Source organism: Burkholderia sp. Bp9099 (genome assembly GCF_003857805.1).
GTDB lineage: Bacteria > Pseudomonadota > Gammaproteobacteria > Burkholderiales > Burkholderiaceae > Burkholderia.
The window spans coordinates 60,818-81,890 of the sequence record NZ_QTPU01000032.1 but is presented as its reverse complement, the minus strand read 5'-3'; the positions used below and the strand labels follow the sequence as shown (position 1 = coordinate 81,890).

The window sequence follows — 21,073 nt, the reverse complement described above, 5'->3', positions numbered from 1 at the left end:
ATCGGATCGGGGAACGTGTCGACGACCACGTCCGCGCCGTGCGCGCGCGCCGATTTCATCGCGACGTCCATGTCGGTGACGAGGTAGCCGGTGCGCTCCTCGCAGAACGGATACGGGATCGGCGTCTTGAAGCCGAACACTGAAATCGTGCCGAACGGCGTCAGCACGAGCTGCGACATCGTCTGGCTCGGCGTCGGCGTGACCTGGAACACGCCCTGCTGCGACTTCTTGCCGCCGAACGTCGCGACGAAGCTGTCGGTGAAGCGGTCGAAGTCTTCCGGCGCGACGCACACGTGCGTCGTGTCGTATTGCGGGCCGACCGCGACGGCCGGCACCTTCCCTGACGAGGTATCGAGCAGGCGCGTCTCGTCCGCGTGGGCCGGCGCGCTCGCCAGCAATGCGCCGAACATGGCCGTCGATGCGGCCATCATCCGCAGTACCTGTCGCAACTTCAGTGCAATCATCGAAATCTCCTTGAAAATGACAAGCGCGGCCATACGCCGCGCGCGGATTCAGCGTGACGCCGGCCCGTCGTCGGGCCGGCCGGATCGGTAGGCGAGGAAGCACAAGGCCGCGAGCGGCAACGCCAGCGCCCAGAACGCGGCGGACACGTAGGCTGCGGCCCCCGCGCCGGCCCCGAGCGCGAAGCCCGCGACCGGCGGCAGCGTGCGCCGCAGCCGCGCGCGCGCGGCTTCGCGTTCGGCCGGCGCGGCAAGCGGCACGAGCCAGTCGAATGCATCGATCACCGCCTGCGTGACGTTGCCCGTCATCACCGTATTGGCGACGACCGAGCGCGCCGTCAGCCGGCCGTGCGCGTTCTGGACGCCCATCGCCGCGGCGCCGAGCAGGCCGCACAGGATCGTGCGCGGCGCGTCGGCGTCGGCGTCCGCGATCGGCGACGCCATCACGCCGGCCAGCATGAACCCGGCCAGCAGCACGGCCTGCAGTGCATACAGCGAACGCGCGCGCGGGCCGTGGCCGAGCGAACGCATCCGGTGGTCGAGCACGCGCGCGCCGACGATGCCGGCGATGAAGGCGGGGAATGCGAGCCACTTGATCACGAGCCCTTGCCCGACGCCGGCCAGCCCCGAGCCGATCAGGATGAAGTTGCCGGTGACGTGCGCAGTGAACAGGCCGAACAGCGCGACGAAGCCGAGCGTGTCGACGTAGCCGGCGATCGACGCGAGAAACACGTCCTCGCCGCGCACGTGATCGGGCGCCGCGGCCGCGGTTACCGGCTGCGTCGGCATGGCCCGGGTTCCTGGATGGCGACGGTTGCGCCGGCGCACGTGCTGCCTGCGTCCGGCGAGTTCAGATAACACATGTTCCGCTCCGGTTGCGCCGAACGGCCCGGAGGCGCCGACTGGCGTCCGGTCCCAACGGCGGTTCGGAAGCAAGACTAGTTAAGGAACGTCTTAATGTCATGGCGGCGGCCCTGAATTTTCCTGAATATGCCGCCCGGACGCCCGGCCGGACTGCGGGGTCGACGCGACGCGGTACGCTTAGGCAAACGCTCCCGCATCGCAGCGACCGCGGCGCAGCGATCGGCCCGCACGGTCCGATCGTGTTATTTTTCGAGCGATAGCTTAAGCGCGCCATCAGGAGCCGATGCATGACCGAAAGAAAACGCAGCACGCCGGCCCGCGAGCGCGGGACGGACGCCGACGGCAACGCCATCACGCCGGGCCGCCGGCTCGCGCCGGAAGCGCGCGAGCGGCAAATCGTCGAGAAGGCGATCGAGCACTTCGCGACGCACGGCTTTTCCGGCAGCACGCGCGAACTCGCGCGGCAAATCGGCGTCACCCAGCCGCTCTTGTACCGGTACTTCCCGAGCAAGGAAGCGCTGATCGATCGCGTGTACGACGAGATCTACACGTGGAACTCCGACTGGGAAAAACTGATCGCGGACCGCACGGTCCCGCTGCAGGAACGGCTCGTCACGTTCTATCGCGCGTACGCGCAAACCATCCTGCGGCGCGAATGGATCCGCACCTTCATCTTCGCGGGGCTCAGCCGCGAGGGTTTCAATACTCGCTACCTGTCGCGGTTGCGCGAACGCGTGTTCCTGCCGGTGCTGCGCGAGTTGCGGCACGAGTACGACATTGCGACGCCGGCGACTGAGGCACAGCGCAACGCGGAAATCGAACTGGTCTGGAGCCTGCACGCGAGCATCTTCTATTTCGGCGTCCGCAAGTGGGTCTACGGCCTGCCGGTGCCCGACGATCTCGACACTGAAATCGAACGGCTGGTCGATGCGTTTCTCCACGGCACGCCCGCGACGCTGAAGCAGCTCGCGTCCGGCGCGGGTGGCCGGCGCCGCCGGCGCGCGTAATCCGGCGCGGCGCACGCCTCCAGACGATTTCAGAACAATTTATCCGGCGCGCCGATCGCTTCGCCTATCCTCGAACGGCATCTGCGCCCGCCGCCCGGCTGCGCGCACACCGAACCGGACAGGGACCACCCGATGACCCACGACGCGCCTTCGATCACGCATCACACCGTCACCGCGAACGGCATCCGCCAGCACTACATCGATGCCGGCAGCGGGCCGGTCGTCGTGCTGCTGCACGGCTTCCCGGAAACCAGCTTCGCGTGGCGCTTCCAGATCCCGGCGCTGGCGCGGCGTTACCGCGTGATCGCGCCCGACCTGCGCGGCTACGGCGAAACCGACAAGCCGGCCGCCGGCTACGACAAGCGCAACATGGCGCGCGACGTAGCCGGCCTGCTCGATGCGCTCGGCATCGGCCGCATCGCGCTCGTCGGCCACGATCGCGGCGCGCGTGTCGCGACGCGCTTTTCGAAGGACTTCCCCGAGCGCGTCGACCGGCTCGTCGTGATGGACAACGTGCCGACGCGCATCGTCGCGCAGAACATGACCGCGCAAACCGCGCGCGCGTACTGGTTCTTCCTGTTCCATCAGGTGCCCGACCTGCCCGAGGCACTGATCGCCGGCAAGGAAGCCGAGTGGCTGAGCCATTTCTTCGCCGACTGGTGCTACAACCCGCACGCGATCTCCGGCGACGCGTTCGACACGTACGTGCGTGCGTACCGGCGCCCGGGCGCCGTGCGCGGCGCGCTGGCCGACTATCGCGCGAACGCGGAGGACGTGAAGCAGGATCTCGTCGACGCCGACGTCCCGATCGCCTGCCCGACGATGGCCATCTGGGGCGAGGATTTCTACGCGGTCGGCAAGCTGTTCGACATGAAGTCCGTATGGGAAAGCATGGCGACGAACCTGCGCGCCGAGCCGATCGCGCAGTGCGGACACCTGCCGCAGGAGGAGCAGCCGGAGCGCGTGAACGCGTTGCTGCTCGACTTCCTCGCGCACTGGGAAGGTTGAACTGCCGCGTGCGGCGAATCATCGGGGGAAAGCAATCATGAGCGACGTTTCGGGCCCGTCGGCGATCGTCGTCGGCGGATCGGTGGGCGGACTGTTCACGGCAACCGCGTTGCGGGCGGCCGGTTGGCGCGTCAAGGTGTTCGAGCAATCGCCGAACGATCTCGACAGTCGCGGCGGCGGCATCGTGCTGCAGCCGCCGATCGAGCGCGCGTTCGCGTTCGGCGGCGTGCCTGTGCCGCGCGATGCGGGCGTCGATTCGGGCGACCGGATCTACGTCGACGAACACGACCGTATCGTGCAGCGCTTCTACATGCCGCAGACGCAGACCGCATGGAACGTGATCTATACGGCGCTGAAGCGCGCGCTGCCCGCCGACGTCCTGCACGCCGGCGTCGCGTTCGACCGGTTCGAGCAGGACGGCGCGCGCGTGTTCGCGCACTTCTCGGACGGCCGCGTCGAGCAGGCCGACCTGCTGGTCGGCGCCGACGGCGGCCGCTCGGCCGTGCGCGCGCAGCTGCTGCCCGATGCGCGGCCCGCATACGCGGGGTATGTCGCGTGGCGCGGGCTCGTCGACGAGCACCTGCTTCCCGACACGGTGCTGCAGGTGCTGCGCGAGCGCTTCACGTTCCAGCAAGGCGACGCCCATCTGTTCCTGACCTATCTGGTGCCCGGCCGCGACGGCGCGATCGCGCCCGGCAAGCGGCGCGTGAACTGGGTCTGGTACCGGCGGCTCGCGCAGGATCGCCTGCCATCGCTGTTTCTCGGCCAGGACGGCATGCAGCGCGACGGCTCGCTGCCGCCCGGCGCGATGCGCGACGACAACCGGCTCGAACTCGTGAACGCCGGCCGCCGGATGCTCGCACCGACGCTCGCCGCGCTCGTCGACGCGACACAGGCGCCGTTCGCACAGGCGATCCTCGATCTCGCGGTCGAGCGCATGGCGTTCGGCCGCGCCGTGCTGCTCGGCGACTCGGCCTGCCTCGTGCGGCCGCATACGGCCGCAGGTGTCGCGAAAGCGGCGGACAACGCGGTCGGTCTTGCCGAGGCGCTGCGCGGCGGCGTGCCCGCCAACGCGTTCGACGCCGCGCTGTCGCGCTGGGAAGCTGTTCAGCTCGCCACCAGCGCGTCGCTGTCCGAACTCGGCATCTCGCTCGGCGCGCGGATCATGGGGCGCGCGTGACCGGCCGGCCGCCGTGTGCGGGCTCGATCGTTTGCATCGACCGCCGATTCGTGATTCCAGGTCAAAAATGATTTCGCCGGCGGCCCGTTTTTCCGCGGCGTCGGGATACCTATATTGGCAGCACTCGCAACGACGACGACGTGGTTGCGGTTCACTCGACCCGATAGGTACCCCTGATGAAAACGCTCGTTTCTTCCACGCTTGCCGCACTGATCATCGCCACGCCGGCCGTTTCGTTCGCGCAGCAGCATGACCGCCCGCTGACCCGCGCCGAAGTGAAAGCCGAAATGGCCCGCCTCGCGGCCGTCGGCTATACGCCGGCACTGGACCACAACCAGTATCCGGTCGCGATCCTCGCCGCCGAAAAGCGCGTGCGTGAAAACGCCGGCGCGCAAGCGGCATCGAACACCGCACCGGCAGCCGACACGACCGGCTACGGCAGCGAAGGCACCGGCACCAGCGCATCCGGCCGCGCACTGACGACCAACGGCCGCGACGCGATCTACCGCGGTCATTGAGCGGCGTCGACGCGCGAGCGAGCCCCTTGCCCGCCACGCGCCCCCGCTCGTCCGTCCCCTCCGCATCGCCGGCCCGAATCGCCTGAACAGGCATTCGGGCCGCGCGTCGTCGCACCGCTTCCCGCATCACGCCCCTGCCGCGCGCATCGCCGCCGCACCGCGCGATTCGTGACTGCGCAGTACAAGTTCTTATGACGCCGCGTCCGTTTATCCATCGCGCGCCACGCACGATACTGCGCACCATTCGGCGCCGTGCGCGTCATTCGATACCCCGAACAACATGAACAGCTACCCAGGATTGAAGCGCTTCGCGCGACCGGCCGTGCTGGCCGCCCTTCCGCTCGCCGCATTGCTCGCGTTGACGGGCTGCCGGTCGGACGACACCGCGCCGGCCCCGAAGCCGAACGTGATCGTCAGCGCGCCCGTCGCGCGCAACGTGAACGACGTCGACGTCTACACGGGCCGCTTCGAAGCCGTCGACACGGTCGACGTGCGCCCGCGCGTGAGCGGCTATCTCGAACGCGTCGCGTTCCAGGACGGTGCGACCGTGAAGAAAGGCGACCTGCTGTTCGTCATCGATCCGCGCCCGTACCAGGCGGCGGTGACGGCCGCGCAAGGCACGCTCGAGCGCGCGCAGTCGCAACTGAAGCTGAGCCGGCAGGATTTCGAGCGGGCCAGCGTCCTGATCAAGACCGACACCATCGCGCAGAGCCTGTACGACCAGCGCCGCCAGGCCGTGCAAAGCGCGCAGGCCGACGTGACGAGCGCGCAAGGCGCGCTCGAACGCGCGCGGCTCGACCTGTCGTTCACGCGCATCGTCGCGCCGATGTCGGGGCGCATCAGCCGCAAGCGCGTCAGCGAGGGCAACCTCGTGAAGGGCGGCGACAGCGAAGCCACGGTGCTGACGACGATCGTGTCGCAGGACCCGATCGACATCTACTTCGACGTCGACGAGGAAAGCTACCTGCGCTACACGCGCGAAGCCGCGCAACATGGCGGCAGCGCGTCGTCGCGACAGGTGGCGATCGCGCTGCCGGGCGACGCGAAGCCGTCGCTGTCGGGCACGATGGATTTCGTCGACAACCGCCTCGACAACTCGACCGGCACGCTGCGCCAGCGCGCGCGCGTCGCGAATCCGGACGGGCGCCTGAGCCCCGGCCAGTTCGGCCGCGTGTCGCTGTCGAGCCGCGTCGCGCACGCGGCGCTGCTCGTGCCGGATTCGGCCGTCGCGACCGACGCGACGCGCCGCGTGCTGTATTTCGTCGACGCGAACGGCACCGTATCGGTGCGCCCGGTGACGCCCGGCCGCCTGTTCGGCAACCTGCGTGAAATCGATGCGGGGCTGAAGGCCGGCGACCGCGTGATCGTCGACGGCTTCCAGCGCGTGCAGGCCGGCGATCAGGTCAATGCGGTGCCGCGCGCGATCGATGCGGCTCAGATGGCGAATGCGACGAATTCCGAAAAAGTTGCGAACGCAACCGCTTCGTCCAGCACCGCGACCGGGAGCGCGCAATGAACCTCGGCCGCCTGTCCGTCCAGCAGCCGGTGCTCGCGATCGTCCTGTCGATCGTGCTGACCATCGCCGGCGCGCTGGCCTATTTCTCGCTCGCGGTGTCCGAGTACCCGGACATCGCGCCGCCGACCGTCGTGATCCAGGCGAGCTACCCGGGTGCGTCCGCGGAAACCGTGTCGCAAACCGTCTCGACCCCGATCGAGCTGGAAGTGAACGGCGTCGAGGACATGCTGTACATGTACAGCCAGGCGACCTCCGACGGCAGCCTGAACATCACCGCGACGTTCAAGCCCGGCACCGACGTCGACAAGGCGCAGGTGCTGGTGCAGAACCGCGTTGCGCTCGCGACGCCGCGCCTGCCCGAGCCCGTGCAGCGCAGCGGCGTATCGGTCCGCAAGTCGTCGCCGACGCAGCTCGGCACGATCTTCATCTACTCGCCCGACCAGCGCTACGATCCGCTGTACGTGTCGAACTACGCGATCCGCAACGTCGCCGACGTGCTGAAGCGGATCGACGGCGTCGGCGACATCAACCCGCTCGGCGCGCGCGAATACTCGATGCGCATCTGGCTCGACCCGGAACGCGTCGCGTCGTTCGGCCTGAGCCCGCGCGACCTCATCGCCGCGGTGCGCGCGCAGAACACGCAGCTCGCGGGCGGCGTGGTCGCGCAGGCGCCGATCACGAACCAGGCGTTCCAGCCGAACCTGATCTTCGAAGGGCGCCTGAAGCGGCCCGAGGATTTCAGCGACATCGTCGTCAAGCAGGGGCAGGACGGGCGTCTCGTGCGGCTGAAGGACGTCGCGCGCATCGAGGTCGGCGCGCTCGCGTACGCGACCGACAGCTACATGCTGCGCCACCCGACCATCGCGCTGCAGGTGCTGCAGCAGCCCGGCGCGAACGCGGTCGCGACGATGGACGCGGTCGAGAAGAAGATGACCGAGCTCGGCAAGGCGTTCCCGAAGGGCATCGTCTACAACATCGGCTACAACCCGACCGCGTTCATCGGCGACAGCATCCACGAACTCGTGAAGACCATCTACGAGGCGGTCGTGCTCGTGGTGTTCGTCGTGCTGCTGTTCCTGCAGGGCTGGCGGCCTTCGATCATCCCGATCCTGTCGATTCCGGTGTCGCTGGTCGGCACGTTCGCGGCGATGGCCGTGCTCGGCTACTCGATCAACAACCTGACGCTGTTCGGCCTCGTGCTCGCGGTGGGGATCGTCGTCGACAACGCGATCGTCGTGGTCGAGAACGTCGAGCGGCACCTGGCGGCCGGCACCGCGCCGCGCGATGCGACGCTGCTGACCATGAAGGAAGTCGGCGGTGCGCTGTTCGCGATCACGCTGGTGCTGTGCGCGGTGTTCGTGCCGACCTCGTTCATTCCGGGCATCTCCGGCCAGTTCTTCCGCCAGTTCGGCGTGACGATCGCCGTGTCGACCGCGATCTCGTTCTTCACGTCGGTCACGCTCGCGCCCGCGCTGTCCGCGATGATGCTGAAGGCGCACGACTCCGCGCACGATGCGCCGGCGTCGACGTCGCGCACGGTCGCGCTGCTCGCGCCGCTCATGCGCGCGGTGCAGCGTTTCGCGGATGCCTTCAACCGCGTGTTCCAGCGCGTGTCCGACGCCTACGGCGCGCTGGTCAGGAAGCTCGTGCGGATCATTCCCGCGATGAGCGTGCTGTACGTCGTGCTGATCGCGTCGACCGGCTATCTGCTGGTATCGAGCCCGAAGGGCTTCATTCCCGCGCAGGATCGCGGCTACCTGGTGGTGCTGGTGCGCACGCCCGACGGCGCGACGCTCGAACGCACGAGCGCGGTCGCGCGCAAGATCGAGGACATCGCGCTGTCGGTGCCGGGCGTCGCGCGCGTGCCGGTGTTCTCCGGCGTCAACGCAGCCACCGGCACGAATTCGGCGAACAGCGCCGGCCTGTTCCCGGTGTTCAAGCCCTGGCCCGAACGCAAGGCGCAGGGCCTCACCATCGACACGATCGCGGCCGAGCTGCGCAAGCGCCTCGCGGGCATCACCGAAGCGTCGATCGTCGTCGCGATGCCGCCGCCGGTGCAGGGCCTCGGCAGCACGGGCGGCTTCGCGATGCGGCTCGAAGACCGCAACGGCCTCGGCACGGCCGCGCTCGCGAAGGCGACGCAGGATCTCGTCGACGCCGCGAACCGCACGCCCGGCATGGTCGGCGTCTACACGCCCTACTCGGCGACGAGTCCGCAGGTTCACGTCGAGCTCGATCGCGAGAAGGCGGAGATGCTCGGCGTGCCGAGCCAGGAGATCAATGACGCGGTCGAAACGTATTTCGGCTCGACCTACATCAACGACTTCAACATCGTCGGGCGCACCTATCGCGTCACCGCGCAGGCCGACCTGCCGTTCCGCGTGACGGCCTCCGACCTCGGGCGCCTGAAGGTGCGCAACCGCGACGGCGACATGGTGCCGATCGGCAGCGTCACGCGCATCGACGACACGCTCGGCGTCGATCGCGCACCGCGCTACAACCTGTATCCGGCCACCGAGATCAACGGCGATACCGCACCCGGCCTCGGTTCCGGTTTTGCGATCAAGACGATGGAGACGCTCGCGAAGCAGGTGCTGCCGCCGGGCATCTCGTTCGAATGGACCGACTTGTCGTACCAGCAGACCACGGCCGGCAACACGGGGCTGCTCGTGTTCCCGCTGTGCGTGCTGCTCGTCTATCTGGTGCTCGCCGCGCAGTACGGCAGCTGGAGCCTGCCGGTGTCGATCCTGCTGATCGTGCCGATGTGCCTGCTGGCCGCGTCGCTCGGCGTGCGCGCGCTCGGCCAGGACGTGAACATCCTCACGCAGATCGGCTTCATCGTGCTGGTCGGGCTCGCCGCGAAGAACGCGATCCTGATCGTCGAGGTCGCGCGGCAGCTCGAGGCCGACGGCCGGGAGCTGGTCGACGCGGTGGTCGACGCGTGCGTGCAGCGGCTGCGCCCGATCGTGATGACGTCGCTCGCGTTCATTCTCGGCGTGCTGCCGCTCGTGATCTCCGAAGGCGCCGGCGCGGAAATGCGCCAGGCGGTCGGCGCGGCCGTGTTCTTCGGGATGATCGGCGTGACGTTCTTCGGGCTGCTGTTCACGCCCGTGTTCTATGTGCTGGTCCGCCGGCTCGCGACGCGCAAATCCGGCGTCGCGGCGGCGGCCGCGGAGGTGGTGCAATGAAATTCATCCGACTCGTGGCCGCGCTGTCCGCGGCGGCCGTCCTGACCGCGTGCACGAGCGCGCCGGTCGCCACCGTCGCCCCGCCGCCGCTCGCCGCGACCTACGCGAACGCGGATCTCGTCGCCGCCGGCCCTGCCGCCGCGACCGACGCGTGGTGGCACGGCTTTCACGATCCGATTCTCGACCGGCTGGTCGATCGCGCGCTCGCCAACAACCTCGACCTGAAGGCGGCGGTCGCGCGCATCGACGCGGCGCGCGCGGTACGGATCGGCGCCGCGTCGCAGTGGTTCCCGTCGCTCGACCTGAATGCGAGCGCCGGCCGTCAGCGGCTGTCCGCGTCGCAGGCGTTCCCGACCGACACGCCGACGACCGGCAATGCGTTCGACCTGAATGCGAGCGTCGCGTGGGAAATCGACATCTTCGGGCGCATCCGCCAGGGCGTGTCGGCCGCCGACGCCGACATCGCGTCCGCGCAGAACGACGCGGCGGCCGTACGGATCGCGACGATCGACGAAACCGTGCGCACCTACGTGACGGTGCGCGGGCTCGAGCAGCGGCTCGCGCTGGTCGAGGCGAACGCAGAGAGTCAGCGCGGCACCGAGGCATCGACGCGGCGCCTGTTCGACGCGGGCGTCGTGCCGATCGCCGACGTCGACCGCGCCGCCGCGCAGGCGGAAACCACGCTCGCCGAGTTGCCCGCGCTGCAGTTGCAGCGGCAGGCCGCGATTCACCGCTTGTCGATCATCACCGCGGCGACGCCGCAGGACGTCTATGCGCAACTCGATCCGCCCGCGCCGGGGCCGGTGTGGACGGCAGCGGCGCCGGGCATCGGCACGCCGGCCGACCTGCTGCGCCGCCGGCCCGACGTGCGCGCCGCCGAAGCGAGGGTCGTCGCCGCGTATGCACGCATCGGCGTGGCCGAAGCCGATCTCAGGCCGCACCTGCAGCTGATCGGCGTGATCGGCGCGGCCGTCGACGGCTTCTCCGGCGCGACGCTCGCGCGTTCGCTCGCCTGGATGGCCGGCGCCGGCGCGAGCGCGCCGCTGTTCGACGGCGGACGGCGCCGCAGCATCGTCGCGTTGCGACGCGCGCAGGCCGATCAGGCCGTCGCCGCCTATCGCTCCGCCGTGCTCGGCGCGGTCAGCGACGTCGAAACGTCGCTCGCCGCAACCGCCCGCGATCACAGCCGGACCGAGCGCCTCGAACGCGCGGCGTCGAATGCGCGCGATGCCTATGCGCAGATCAACCGGTCGTGGCGCAGCGGCGAATCGGCGTTCATCGACACGCTGGAGGTGCAGCGCTCGCTGCTCGCGGCCGAGGATTCGCTCGCGCAGGCGCGCACTGACGAGATGCTCGCGCAGGTCAGGCTGATGACCGCGCTCGGGCAGTAGGCGGGTTGGTGCGATGCGGCTGGTGCGGCGCATCGGTCGCGTTGGTCGCGTCGGTCGCCATGAAAAAAGGGCGACGTGCCCGATATCGATCGAACACGTCGCCCTTCGCACGAGACGAGCGGCGGTTTGCGCGCCCCTTCAGTCGATATCGCCGCCTTCCTTCAGCTGTGCGCTCAAGTAGTCCAGAAAACTGACGATGCGCGACGACAGCGTCGCGTTGCGATAGTAGACCGCGTGAATCGGCTGGCGGAATTCGGTCGTGTCGTCGACCAGCACTTCGACGAGGCTGCCGTCGCGGCGATGGGTGCCCGTCATGTAGTCGGCGAGGCACACGATGCCCGCGCCGTTAAGCGCGAGCGTCAGCAGCGTCTCGCCGCTCGACGCCTGCAGCGCGGGATGGATCCGGTATACGTCGCCGTCCGCGGTGCGCAGCGGCCAGTGGTTCAGCGTTTCGGGCTGCACGAAGCCGAGCAGCGTATGGTCCGCGAGATCGGCCACGCGCGTCGGCACGCCGGCCTTCTCCAGGTACGCGGGGCTCGCGAGAATGCGCAGCCGGCTGCTGCCGAGCTTGCGCGCGTGCAGCGTCGAATCGCGCAGCTCGCCGATCCGGATCGCGACGTCGGCGCGCTGTTCGAGCAAGTCGATGATTTCGTCGCTGGTATGCAGTTCGGCCGCGATCGCCGGAAACGCTTCGCGAAAGCCCGGCATCATCGGCGCGATCACGTGCTGCATGAACGGCATCGCCGCGTTGATGCGCAACCGCCCGGCCGGCTTCTCGCGCTGGCTGGCGAGCTGTTCCTCGGCGAATTCGACCGACGCGATGATCTCGCGCGCGTATTCGAGGAACAGCGTGCCCTCTTCCGTCACTTCGAGCCGGCGCGTCGTGCGGCGGATCAGCGTCGTGTCGAGCTTTTCCTCGAGACGCCGTAGGATCCGGCTCATCACCGACGTCGGCTGGTGGAGCTTGTCCGCCGCCCCCGTCAACGAGCCGGTATCGGCGATGGTCACGAATGCGAGCATCTCGTCGAGGGTGGTCTTCATGGTCGGGAATCGGTGACGGTTTCAGAATCGTCACGATAGTGCCGCAGCGCCCGTTTGATAAGCGGGAGCCGGCGCGAATCATAGTTGATTCAGATTCAAGAATGCGCGGCAAATATTGTCCGATCAATGCGATCGCGGGGCGGGGGCGCACGCGCCCGGGAGGGCGCGTGCTGCGTGTTGCGTGTTGCGTGTTGCGTGCTGCGTGCTGCGTGCTGCGTGCTGCGTGCTGCGTGCTGCGAAGCAATTCTGCGGCGTCAGGCCGCGATCGGCATGTCGTGGCGGATCCAGTCCTGCATCGCGCCATGCTGCGGCGCCCAGCCGAGTTCCTGCCGCGCGCGCACGGCTTTCACGCGGCTGTTCGACGCCAGCGAGAAATGCGCGCGCGAGTGGCCGAGCACCTGCTCGGCCTCGGCGATGTCCCACTCGACGACCGACGGCAAACCGAGACGCGCGGCGAGCGCCGCGCCGATGTCCGCGAACGACGCTTCGCCGTTCTCCGCGAAATACAGCGCGCCGGGCGCCGCGTGCCGCATCGCGCGCACGTAGAGATCGGCGACGTCCTCGACATGCACGTTCGACCAGCGGTTCAACCCCTTGCCGATCACGCGGACCGCGCCGGCCTCGCGCGCGATCGCGGCGAGCAGCGGAAGCTGCGCGCTGTCGCGCCGGATGCCGAGCCCGTCGCCGTAGATCATGCTGTTGCAGATCACCGCCGAGCGGATGCCGAGCGTCACCGCCGACATCACGAGCTGATCGATCGCACGGCGCTCGGGCTTGGCCGGCGCGACGACCGGAGTCGCTTCGTCGAACACCGGCGCGTCGCCGTGCGCGCCCTGTGCGTCGTCCGCGATCACGCTGGTGCCGCTCGTATGCAGGAACGTCTTGCCCGAGCCGCTCAGCGCCGCGACGATCGTCTCGACCGATGCGCGGTGGTCGCTGCTCGCCGCGTTGATCACGCAGTCCGCGTCGCTCGCGAACGCATGCAGCAGCGCCGTGTCGTCGAGCGTGCCGATGACCGGCAAGATGCCGGCTGCCGCGAGTGTCGCGGCCTTCTCGCCGTTGCGCGCCAGCCCGGTGACGACATGCCCTTCCGATACCAGCCGTGCGGCCACCGAGCCGCCGATGTAGCCGGCCGCGCCCGTCACGAATACCTTGATGCCCTTCATCCACCGCTCCGATGGCGAGGCCGCGAAACTGCCCGCGCCTCGCGGAAATGAGTCAGCCCGCGCGCACCGGTGTCGGATGGGCGCGGGCCGTCGATGCCGGCCGTGCGGCGCGTCGAACCTGCGCAACGCGGCCTGTCGCGTCAGTATCGATGCCGCGCGCGCGCGGCGAAAGAGGCCGATCGTGAAAAGAGTTTTGATCCGGCCGGGAAGATTGGCGGCGGCGCCGCGTCAGTGCCGGATCCTCCAGGCTACGGCTTGCCGCCCAGCGACTCGACGATCCGGTACGCAGTCTTCACACGATCCTCGATCGGGAAGCTGCGGTTCGCGAGCATCACGATCGCGAGCCGCTTCGCGGGCACGAACGCGACATAGGTACTGAAGCCGTTGGTCGACCCCGTCTTGTTGATCCACGCGTCCGGGCGCGGTGCGAGCGGCGGCTTGAGTTCGATCGCGGGCGTCGCGTCGTGAAGCATCGGCGGCGCATTCCCCGCGAGCAGCGTCGGCAATGCGACCGGATACGGATACTGTTCCCAGATCAGGTCCTGCGTGAACGGCCCCGCGTGGAAATAGCCGGTGTGCGTGCGTTCGAGCGCACGCTGCAATCGCGGCGCCGTTTCGACGAGCCCCATGTTCGCCTGCACGAAGCGCAGCAGGTCGGCCGCCGTCGTCCTGACGCCGTACGCCGGCTGCCACAGCATGCCTCCCGTCATCCGGATCGGCTTGCCGTCCTGCGTATAACCCTGCGCATAGTCGGCCTGGCGCGCGGCGGGCACGTTGATGTAGGTGTGCGCCATCCCGAGCGCGGGAAACAGCTGCTGTTCCATCAGCCCCGCGAAGTCGCGGTTCATCGCCATCGCGGTGAGCTGCCCGAGCATCCCGATCGCCACGTTCGAATAGGTGCGCCGCGTGCCCGGCGCGTACGCGGGGCGCCACGCGTCGAGATAGCGCATCAGGCCCGCGTCGTCACGGATGCTGTCGGGCACCTGCAGCGGCATCCCGCCGGGCGTGTGCGTGCCGAGCTCGAGCAGCGTCACGCGGCCGAACGGCTTGCCCCGCAGCGCGGGCAGATACTTGCCGGCCGGATCCGTGAGCGACAGCTCGCCGCCCTCCTGCGCGTCGGATGCGAGCGTCGCGGTCAGCGTCTTGCTGACGGAGCCGATCTCGAACAGCGTGTCGCCGGTCACCGGCTGGCCGGTTTGCGTCGACATCACGCCGTAGTCGAACACATAAGGCTTGCCGTCGGCGACGATGCCGATCGCCATGCCGGGAATGGCGAACTGCTTCATCAGCGGTGCGACGTGGCGGGTTACGGTGTCGTGAATCTCGTCCTGCGTGGCGGCGGCCGCGCGGCCGGCCGTGGTGGCGGCGCATGCGGCGACGAACAGGGTCGCGGCGATGCGGATCGCGTTGAATCGCATGGGTGCGGTTCCTTCGATTTTCAGATGGTTGCATGAACAACGGATTTGGTCGCGCCGCGCGGACGCCGCGCCAGCCGTCCCGTCGAAGCAGGACTATCCGCTGCCGGCCGCCAACCGACAATCGACGATATGTTGCGCGAGCCTAAAGAAAATCTTATGCGGCGCGTGAACCGGTCCCGCGCATGTCAGTCCGGCAAGCGGTCGAGAAACGCCAGCATCGCGGCATTGAAGCGCGCCGGCCGCTGCAGCGGCGCGAAGTGGCTCACGCCCGGCAGGATCGTCAGCGTTGCGTCCGGAATCGTGCGCGCGAGATACGCCGCATGGTCGGGGCGGATGAACTCGTCGTGCTCGCCCTGCACGATCGCGACCGGCACGGCGATCGCCGCGAGGTCGGCCGCGCTGTAATCCGGTTGCGTGCGCATCATTTCGCTGACGGCGGCAACGAACGCGTCGAAACGGTCCGGCGTCGCGGACAGCCGCACGTAGTCCTTGCGGTGCCGCGCGAAGCAGCGGTCGATCAGCGGGCTCGGCATCATCTCCTTCGTGCCGCCCGGATCCATGTTGCACGCGAAGAAGAACACGCCCGCCGCACGCGCCGGCGCGCGGGCGGCCAGCACGAGCGACACGCACGCGCCATCGCTCCAGCCGACGAAGCGTGCGCGCCCGATGCGTAGCGCATCGAGCACCGCCAGCACGTCGGAGGCCATGCGTTCGTAGGAATAGGGGCGATCGTCACGCGTGCTGCGGCCGTGGCCGCGGCTGTCGATCACGATCGCGCGGTAGCCGGCCGCGAGCAGCGCCGGCACCTGGTTGCCCCAGTTGCCGCCGTGGCCGAGGCCGCCGTGCAGCAGCACGACGGGCGGGCCGTGGCCGAACGACGCGTGCCAGATGCGCGCGCCGTCGTGGTCCAGCCATCCTTCGGCGTCGGCCGCCGGCAGCGGCGCGCCGCCTTGCGCGTCGAAGCGGACGAGGTCGTCGTCGGCGAATTCCGCGTTCATCGTTCTGCCGTCCTTGCGAGGGAGACGAGCTTGCGATTGTAATGCGCGCGATGGCGTGCCGCGACGCGTCCGCGCGCTGCGGTGCGCGACGGCGCGGCGCCGTGCCTTCAGGCCTGCGTCGACACCAGCGCGCCGGACGTCGAGCCGCCCGACTTCTGGATCGCCTGCGCAAGCTGTGCGATCGCCGTCGACAACGCGGCGGAGATCGTGCTGGCTTCCGCGCCCAGCGTCTGCTGCTCGAGTGCCGCGGCCGGATCGTGCTTCGCGCGCTGCGCGGCCGCCGCCATCTGCTGCTGCAGTTGCGCAAGCTGTTTCTGCAGGCGCTCGATGAGTTGCTTCAACTGCTTGACCGCGGGATCCTCGGCCGAGGATCCCGACGCGCCCGGCGTCTGCCCGGCGCCGTCCGACTGCGCGGCACCGCCCGCCGGCGACGACGCGGCGGACGTCGCCGTCGACGCGGCACCGGTGCCGGACGGATCGGCGGTCGCGTTGCCAGCGGCTGGCGAGGTCTGCGCGGCGGAAGAAGGGTCGATCTGCATCGTGTCGGTCCGTAGTGAGTGTGCGACTCGGGTCGGTTGAACAGGGGATACCTTGCAACCGGTTTACGGTATTCATCGGATGAAACTTGAGCCGCGCCTTTCCAGCTGCCCTGAGATGCCCCGAGATGCCCGCGCCGTACGCGTACCGCCGATCGTCGCGAAGGGGCCAGATTGGCCGGCCGTCGACGCTGGTAAAATCGCCGGCTGGCCTGCTGCCGCAGCACACCGGCTGCTTCCGGCAAGGCCTCGCGGGCTACCCCGCGTCGGTGCCCGCCCGGTCGGGCCCGATACGCGATGCCGTCCGGCGCCGTCGCAACGCGAGCCCCGCGCCCGCATCGACATGCGACGCGCCGACTTCGGCACGCCCCCTTCATCACGCATTTCGAGGAATTCACGATGGCCCGCATCGGCGCCTTCTGCCTGACCACGTGGCTCGCGGCCGCGATTCTCTATTTCGGCCAGCATTCGGTCGCGATGATTGCGCTCAGCGGCGTGGTCGTGTTCGGCGGATTCGACCTGCTGCGTCCGTAACGACGGCGGCGCGCACGGCAGCGGCAGACGCGACGACGCCGCACTGAAAAACGCCGACCGGCGGGCCGCGGCCCGGCGCAAGATGCCGGCATCCCGGACCGGCGCGACGCACGCGTCGGCCGGCCCGTCGAACGCTTCAACCCATCACCGTGGCAACGTCCGCAACGACGACGGCCCGCCCGTGAGCGCGATGCGCTTGCCCGTATCGCGCAGCTTGCCGCCCTCCACCGCATACAGCGCGAGCTGCCGCTCGACGTTGAACTGCACGATCACGTGCCGGCTGTCGGCGGTAAACACGATGCCCTGCGCGGCTTCGCCGCCCGGCACTTCACTCGTCTGCACCGCACGGCCGTTGCGGATCTCGAACAGCACCACCTTGCCGAGCTTGTGGCGACCCGGGTTGTCGGGCGTCAGGCTCGAGCCGTCCATCGCCTGCACGGCGATCCACTTTCCGTCCGGCGAGATCGCGACGCCTTCCGGCAGCGACGGCACCGTCAGGTACTGGACCGTGCGGAACGGCGTGCGCGACACGTCGATCAGCGCGACCGAATCGGCATCGCCCGCGAGCGTGCCCGTATAGCCCGGCAGCCCCGCGAGCCCGACGTTGCTGACAACGGCCCAGCGATTGTCGCTCGACACGTCGATCGTGTAGGGCGCGACGCCCGTGCTCAGCCGCGTGCCGCTGTCGGTCACCTTGCCGTCGTCGACGTTCAGCACCGCGATGCCCTGCTCGTCGCGCAGCGACACGAGTGCATGCTTGCCGTCGTGCGTGAAGCTGATCCCGGCGAGCCGCTTCTCGCCGATCTTCAGGTTGCCGTCGAGCGTCACCTGCGTTCCGTCGATCCGCAGGATCGACACGCTGCCGTCGACGTTCGCCGCCAGCGCGAGCCGGCCCGACCGATCGATCGCGATCCCCTGCGGGTGCGTGCCGAGTTCGATGCGCGTGATCGCCGGCGGCGACGCAGCGAGGTTCACGACCTGCAGAAACGTATCGAACACGAGTTGCCTCGCCCCCTGGTCGTAGCGCGTCGGCGCGCCGACCAGCGCGAGCTTCGCGTCGGGTGCGATCGCGACGGCCTGCGGCGGGCCCTGGATGCCGTTCTCGACGTCGACCCGCAGCGCGACCTTCGGCGGAAACACGCTCGCGTCGAGCAGCGTCAGCGTGTCGGCGGGCGGCGACGCGAGATAGGTGTCGCGCCCTTCGACGCGCTGATACTTGCCGTCGTTGCCGGACACGATCCAGTCGGCCGCGTGCGCGGTGACGGCGGTGCCGGCGGTGGTAGCGAGCGTCAGCGCGGCGAGCAGGCGGGCGCGACGAAGGCGAAAGCGATTCGAATGCATGGCGGTCGGTTCTCCGGATCGGTTGCGGATGCAAGGACTGGCACGACCCTGCTGCTCGACGGGTCGATGCCACCGCATGATGCACGAAAGCGCGCGAAACCGGCGTCTCGCGCCCGCCGCTCAGGTCGTGCGCACGTCCGCGCTGTCCCACCGATCGACGTCGTCGAGCGGATACACGGGTCGCGCGAGCCGCTCGTAGCGGAACAGCCCGTAATCCGATCCGGTCACGCCGCGGCTGTCGCACTCGACGAGCGCGGCCGCGATCGGCACGAACACCGGCCGGCAGTACATCCGCGACTTCAGCAGCAGGAATCGCGCGCGGCGCGGATCGATGCCAACGCTCTCGAACACGCCGAGATCCCACGGCTCCTGCGTGCGCTCGGTGACGACCAGCGTCGCGTCGCCGATATCGAGCACCGCCGCGCGGCCCATGTATGCGCGCTGGCCCGTATACGTCGGCCCGGCAATCACGTATTCGCCGTCGGTGATCGCGCGCACGATGCCCGTCGCCCGAAACGGCGCGCGCCGCGCGCCGCCGTGCGACGGCATCCGGTTGCCGACCGGCACGGTCACGGTCGCGCCGACGCCCGCGCCGATCAGCGCCGCGACTGCATCCGGGTCGCACAGCGGCCCGCTGACGATCCCGTCGAGCCCCTGCGCGAGCGCTTCCTCCAGCAGGTCCATCGTGTCGCACGGGCCTCCCGACATGCAGTTGTCGCCGTGATCGAGCATCAGCACCGGACGGTCAGCACCGCGCGCCAGCGCCGCGGCCTGCGCGACCGATTCCGCGAGCGGCGCGCTGCGGTAGACGAACGCGTCGCGTGCGTCCCAGATCTGCCGGGCGATGCGCTCGGCCACCGCGTCGGCCGCCGCGTGGTCGCCATCGGCGACCACGACAATGCTGATGCACGGCGCGGGAATGTCCGCGAGCGAGAAGCCGGGCAGCACCGATACCGCCAGCATCCCGTCGGCTTCGGCCGCGCGCGCGGCCTCCACCGCGCGCCGCATCGCGCCTTCGGCGCTCGCGCTGCGCAGCGTCGACGTCATCAGCGGCGGCTGCCGCCACGCGAGCACGGGCCGAGCGCGGCCGTGCAGCCGGTCGAGCAGCACACGCGCCGCGTGCTCGCCCGTCTCGTACATGTCGACGTGCGGATAGGTCTTGAAACTGACGATCACGTCCGCATGGTCGATCATCTTCTGCGTGACGTTCGCGTGCAGGTCGAGCGCGACCGCGATCGGCGCATCGGGCAGCGCGGCGCGCACGCGCGCGAGCAGGTCGCCCTCGCCGTCCGCGCTCTGCTCGGCGACCATCGCGCCGTGCAGGTCGAGCATCACCGCGTCGCAGCCGGGCGCGGCCGCGACGATCGCGTCGCAGATCGCCGCATACGCGTCGGCGGCGACCGGCCCGCTCGGGTTCGCGGCCGCCGACACCGGCGTGACGATCTCCGCGCCTGCGCGAGCCGCCGCATCGATGAACGCGGCCATCGCGGTGCGCATCCCGCGATTCGCGCGATACGCGTCGTCACCCCAGTCGGGGCCGTTGCGGCCGAACGCGGCGAGCGGCGTCGGCACCGGCGAGAACGTATTGGTTTCGTGGTTCATCCGGGCGATCAGGATCTTCATCGCGTGGCGCCCTCCGCCACGCCCGCCGCGCCGAGCATCGCATGCAGCAGCACGTTGCAGCCCGCTTCGAGGTGGGCGGGATCGGCGTCCTCGATTTCGTTGTGGCTGATCCCGTCCTTGCACGGCACGAAGATCATCGCGGTGGGCGCGACGCGTGCGAGATACACCGCGTCGTGACCCGCGCCGCTGATCACGTTCATCGACGACAGCCCGAGCGCACCGGCGCCCGCGCGCACCCGCTCGACGAGTGCCGCGTCGAACGGCTGCGGAGCGAAATACACGACCTGCTCGACGTCGATCCGCATGTCGGCCACCGCACCCAGATCGGCGCAGGCCGTGCGCAGTTCCGCATCCATCGCCACCAGCGTCGCATCGTCGGCCGCGCGCAAGTCGACGGTCAGCGTCACGCGGCCCGGAATCACGTTGCGCGAATTCGGATGGACGTCGACCCAGCCGACCGTGCCGCGCCCGTGCGGCGGGTGCGCACGCGCGATGCCGTTCACCGTGCGCACGAGATCGGCCGCGACCAGCAGCGCGTCGCGCCGCAGTTCCATCGGCGTGGGTCCCGCATGCGCCTCCATCCCGTGTACGGTCACGTCGTACCAGCGCTGCCCGAGCGCGCCCTCGACCACGCCGATCGTCGTGTCGTGCGCCTCCAGCACCGGCCCCTGCTCGATATGCGCTTCGAAATACGCGCCGACCGGATGCGCGCCGTTCGCGTCGCCCGCATAGCCGATCGCGGCCAGCGCATCGCCCACCGATATGCCGTCGCGATCGCGTTGCGCGAGCGCGTGGTCGAGCGTGAACGCACCCGCGAACACTCCGGAGCCCATCATCACGGGCACGAAGCGCGAGCCTTCCTCGTTGGTCCACACGGCGACCTCGAGCGGCGCACGCGTGCGCACGCCCGCGTCGTCGAGCGTGCGCAGCACTTCGAGGCCGGCGAGCACGCCGTAGTTGCCGTCGAACTTGCCGCCGGTCGGCTGCGTGTCGATATGGCTGCCTGTCGTCACGGGCGGCAGGTCGTCGCGTTCGCCCGCACGTCGCGCGAAGATGTTGCCGATCGCATCGATGCGTACCGTGCAGCCGATTTCCTTCGCCCACGCGACGAACAGGTCGCGCGCCTCGCGATCGAGTTCGGTGAGCGCGAGGCGGCACACGCCTCCCTTGTCGGTCGCGCCGATTCGCGCGAGACGCATCAGGCTGTCCCACAGCCGCGCGCCGTCGACGCGCAGGCCGGACGCCGTGGCGCCCTGTGTCGAATCCAGAACTTGCATCGATGG

At 69.5% G+C, this 21,073-nt stretch carries 17 protein-coding genes and 1 pseudogene; 8 read left to right on the top strand and 10 right to left on the bottom strand.

The genetic code is table 11. The features are described from left to right. Both DIE17_RS30405 and DIE17_RS30400 read right to left on the bottom strand, forming a co-directional pair. Positions 1-464, bottom strand: a pseudogene (locus DIE17_RS30405) (VOC family protein); the annotation flags it as partial. Positions 465-512: 48 nt separating this feature from the next. Further along, complete coding sequence (locus tag DIE17_RS30400; RefSeq protein WP_124921489.1) at positions 513-1,250, bottom strand: YoaK family protein; 738 nt, start codon at positions 1,248-1,250, stop codon at positions 513-515. A 362-nt stretch (positions 1,251-1,612) separates the two neighbouring features. Between DIE17_RS30400 and DIE17_RS30395 the strand changes: the two genes are divergently transcribed. From DIE17_RS30395 to DIE17_RS30365, 7 genes are all read left to right on the top strand, one after another. Then, entirely contained in the window at positions 1,613-2,332 is a 720-nt protein-coding gene (locus DIE17_RS30395; protein ID WP_124921488.1) for a TetR/AcrR family transcriptional regulator, read from the top strand. A gap of 132 nt (positions 2,333-2,464) precedes the next feature. Beyond that, positions 2,465-3,340, top strand: coding sequence for an alpha/beta fold hydrolase (locus DIE17_RS30390; RefSeq protein ID WP_124521137.1), 876 nt, complete (start codon positions 2,465-2,467; stop codon positions 3,338-3,340). Positions 3,341-3,377: 37 nt separating this feature from the next. Continuing rightward, positions 3,378-4,520 carry an FAD binding domain-containing protein gene (locus DIE17_RS30385; protein ID WP_124921487.1) on the top strand — a complete coding sequence of 381 codons (1,143 nt, stop codon included), beginning with the start codon at positions 3,378-3,380 and terminating at the stop codon, positions 4,518-4,520. Between the two features lie 176 nt (positions 4,521-4,696). Next, positions 4,697-5,038: a DUF4148 domain-containing protein gene (locus DIE17_RS30380; protein ID WP_124921486.1), complete on the top strand. Its 342-nt coding sequence runs from the start codon at positions 4,697-4,699 to the stop codon at positions 5,036-5,038. A gap of 280 nt (positions 5,039-5,318) precedes the next feature. Then, a complete protein-coding gene (locus DIE17_RS30375) occupies positions 5,319-6,554 on the top strand; it encodes an efflux RND transporter periplasmic adaptor subunit (RefSeq protein WP_124921485.1) in 1,236 nt (411 codons plus the stop codon). Next, positions 6,551-9,742, top strand: a complete 3,192-nt coding sequence (locus DIE17_RS30370; RefSeq protein ID WP_124921484.1) for an efflux RND transporter permease subunit — start codon at positions 6,551-6,553, stop codon at positions 9,740-9,742. Before DIE17_RS30375 ends, DIE17_RS30370 begins: the two co-directional genes overlap by 4 nt. Next, positions 9,739-11,133 carry an efflux transporter outer membrane subunit gene (locus tag DIE17_RS30365; RefSeq protein ID WP_124921483.1) on the top strand — a complete coding sequence of 465 codons (1,395 nt, stop codon included), beginning with the start codon at positions 9,739-9,741 and terminating at the stop codon, positions 11,131-11,133. Before DIE17_RS30370 ends, DIE17_RS30365 begins: the two co-directional genes overlap by 4 nt. Before the next feature lie 138 nt (positions 11,134-11,271). Here DIE17_RS30365 and DIE17_RS30360 read toward each other — a convergent pair whose 3' ends face one another. From DIE17_RS30360 to DIE17_RS30340, 5 genes are all read right to left on the bottom strand, one after another. After that, a complete protein-coding gene (locus DIE17_RS30360) occupies positions 11,272-12,174 on the bottom strand; it encodes a LysR substrate-binding domain-containing protein (RefSeq protein ID WP_124521185.1) in 903 nt (300 codons plus the stop codon). 254 nt (positions 12,175-12,428) lie between these two features. Further along, positions 12,429-13,340 carry an NAD-dependent epimerase/dehydratase family protein gene (locus DIE17_RS30355; RefSeq protein ID WP_124921482.1) on the bottom strand — a complete coding sequence of 304 codons (912 nt, stop codon included), beginning with the start codon at positions 13,338-13,340 and terminating at the stop codon, positions 12,429-12,431. Positions 13,341-13,588: 248 nt separating this feature from the next. Continuing rightward, positions 13,589-14,758 (bottom strand): class C beta-lactamase, encoded by a 1,170-nt coding sequence (gene ampC / locus DIE17_RS30350; RefSeq protein WP_124921481.1) that lies wholly within the window; start codon positions 14,756-14,758, stop codon positions 13,589-13,591. Positions 14,759-14,943: 185 nt separating this feature from the next. After that, positions 14,944-15,756 carry an alpha/beta fold hydrolase gene (locus DIE17_RS30345; protein ID WP_124921480.1) on the bottom strand — a complete coding sequence of 271 codons (813 nt, stop codon included), beginning with the start codon at positions 15,754-15,756 and terminating at the stop codon, positions 14,944-14,946. A gap of 107 nt (positions 15,757-15,863) precedes the next feature. Then, the gene (locus DIE17_RS30340; RefSeq protein WP_124921479.1) at positions 15,864-16,295 is read right to left on the bottom strand and encodes a hypothetical protein; all 432 of its coding nucleotides are present in this window, start codon (positions 16,293-16,295) and stop codon (positions 15,864-15,866) included. Between the two features lie 396 nt (positions 16,296-16,691). On the opposite strand from DIE17_RS30340, the gene DIE17_RS38095 reads away from it, so the two are divergent. Next, positions 16,692-16,826 carry a hypothetical protein gene (locus tag DIE17_RS38095; protein WP_006750603.1) on the top strand — a complete coding sequence of 45 codons (135 nt, stop codon included), beginning with the start codon at positions 16,692-16,694 and terminating at the stop codon, positions 16,824-16,826. A gap of 144 nt (positions 16,827-16,970) precedes the next feature. Here the strand turns inward: DIE17_RS38095 and DIE17_RS30330 are convergent, their stop codons facing one another. The 3 genes from DIE17_RS30330 to DIE17_RS30320 all read right to left on the bottom strand — a co-directional run bounded on the left by DIE17_RS30330 (position 16,971) and on the right by DIE17_RS30320 (position 21,067). After that, complete coding sequence (locus DIE17_RS30330; RefSeq protein ID WP_124921478.1) at positions 16,971-18,167, bottom strand: beta-propeller fold lactonase family protein; 1,197 nt, start codon at positions 18,165-18,167, stop codon at positions 16,971-16,973. A gap of 120 nt (positions 18,168-18,287) precedes the next feature. Next, positions 18,288-19,790, bottom strand: a complete 1,503-nt coding sequence (locus tag DIE17_RS30325) for a M81 family metallopeptidase (RefSeq protein ID WP_124921477.1) — start codon at positions 19,788-19,790, stop codon at positions 18,288-18,290. Continuing rightward, positions 19,787-21,067 carry a Zn-dependent hydrolase gene (locus DIE17_RS30320; protein ID WP_124921476.1) on the bottom strand — a complete coding sequence of 427 codons (1,281 nt, stop codon included), beginning with the start codon at positions 21,065-21,067 and terminating at the stop codon, positions 19,787-19,789. Before DIE17_RS30320 ends, DIE17_RS30325 begins: the two co-directional genes overlap by 4 nt. Positions 21,068-21,073: the final 6 nt, after the last annotated feature.

What these genes read in the sequence shown, in the direction of transcription:
- DIE17_RS30400 (WP_124921489.1), bottom strand. Translation starts at nt 1,250, where the DNA reads ATGCCGACGCAGCCGGTAACCGCGGCCGCGGCGCCCGATCACGTGCGC.
- DIE17_RS30395 (WP_124921488.1), top strand. Translation starts at nt 1,613, where the DNA reads ATGACCGAAAGAAAACGCAGCACGCCGGCCCGCGAGCGCGGGACGGAC.
- DIE17_RS30390 (WP_124521137.1), top strand. Translation starts at nt 2,465, where the DNA reads ATGACCCACGACGCGCCTTCGATCACGCATCACACCGTCACCGCGAAC.
- DIE17_RS30385 (WP_124921487.1), top strand. Translation starts at nt 3,378, where the DNA reads ATGAGCGACGTTTCGGGCCCGTCGGCGATCGTCGTCGGCGGATCGGTG.
- DIE17_RS30380 (WP_124921486.1), top strand. Translation starts at nt 4,697, where the DNA reads ATGAAAACGCTCGTTTCTTCCACGCTTGCCGCACTGATCATCGCCACG.
- DIE17_RS30375 (WP_124921485.1), top strand. Translation starts at nt 5,319, where the DNA reads ATGAACAGCTACCCAGGATTGAAGCGCTTCGCGCGACCGGCCGTGCTG.
- DIE17_RS30370 (WP_124921484.1), top strand. Translation starts at nt 6,551, where the DNA reads ATGAACCTCGGCCGCCTGTCCGTCCAGCAGCCGGTGCTCGCGATCGTC.
- DIE17_RS30365 (WP_124921483.1), top strand. Translation starts at nt 9,739, where the DNA reads ATGAAATTCATCCGACTCGTGGCCGCGCTGTCCGCGGCGGCCGTCCTG.
- DIE17_RS30360 (WP_124521185.1), bottom strand. Translation starts at nt 12,174, where the DNA reads ATGAAGACCACCCTCGACGAGATGCTCGCATTCGTGACCATCGCCGAT.
- DIE17_RS30355 (WP_124921482.1), bottom strand. Translation starts at nt 13,340, where the DNA reads ATGAAGGGCATCAAGGTATTCGTGACGGGCGCGGCCGGCTACATCGGC.
- ampC (WP_124921481.1), bottom strand. Translation starts at nt 14,758, where the DNA reads ATGCGATTCAACGCGATCCGCATCGCCGCGACCCTGTTCGTCGCCGCA.
- DIE17_RS30345 (WP_124921480.1), bottom strand. Translation starts at nt 15,756, where the DNA reads ATGAACGCGGAATTCGCCGACGACGACCTCGTCCGCTTCGACGCGCAA.
- DIE17_RS30340 (WP_124921479.1), bottom strand. Translation starts at nt 16,295, where the DNA reads ATGCAGATCGACCCTTCTTCCGCCGCGCAGACCTCGCCAGCCGCTGGC.
- DIE17_RS38095 (WP_006750603.1), top strand. Translation starts at nt 16,692, where the DNA reads ATGGCCCGCATCGGCGCCTTCTGCCTGACCACGTGGCTCGCGGCCGCG.
- DIE17_RS30330 (WP_124921478.1), bottom strand. Translation starts at nt 18,167, where the DNA reads ATGCATTCGAATCGCTTTCGCCTTCGTCGCGCCCGCCTGCTCGCCGCG.
- DIE17_RS30325 (WP_124921477.1), bottom strand. Translation starts at nt 19,790, where the DNA reads ATGAAGATCCTGATCGCCCGGATGAACCACGAAACCAATACGTTCTCG.
- DIE17_RS30320 (WP_124921476.1), bottom strand. Translation starts at nt 21,067, where the DNA reads ATGCAAGTTCTGGATTCGACACAGGGCGCCACGGCGTCCGGCCTGCGC.